At 38.0% G+C, this 216-nt stretch carries 1 protein-coding gene; it reads left to right on the top strand.

The window, feature by feature from the left end:
- Positions 1 to 25: 25 nt before the first annotated feature.
- A partial coding sequence (locus H5200_RS24575) for a helix-turn-helix domain-containing protein (protein ID WP_182762936.1) occupies positions 26 to 216 on the top strand: 191 nt, incomplete at its 3' end.

Below are 216 nucleotides of genomic sequence, written 5' to 3'. Positions count from 1 at the left end.
CTGATACTTATCTACTTTTACTAAATTGAACTTAGAAAAATCCAAGCAACTTTTAGCTTTATCACGTAAAGAGCCTAATGCGAGAAAGCGAATACGCCTGCTTGCTGTTTCATTATTCTTTGAGGGTGAAAACAGAACGAATATTGCTAAGCGGCTAAATACAGCGCGCGGCAGTGTCAATAAATGGGTTTCAAACTACCTTAATAATGGCGTTAC

Origin of the sequence: Pseudoalteromonas sp. SG43-7 (assembly GCF_014164295.1) — a bacterium.
GTDB classification, from domain to species: Bacteria; Pseudomonadota; Gammaproteobacteria; order Enterobacterales; family Alteromonadaceae; genus Pseudoalteromonas; species Pseudoalteromonas rhizosphaerae.
The sequence above is the reverse complement of the archived record's forward strand: the minus strand, read 5'-3'. Positions and strand labels throughout refer to the sequence as shown.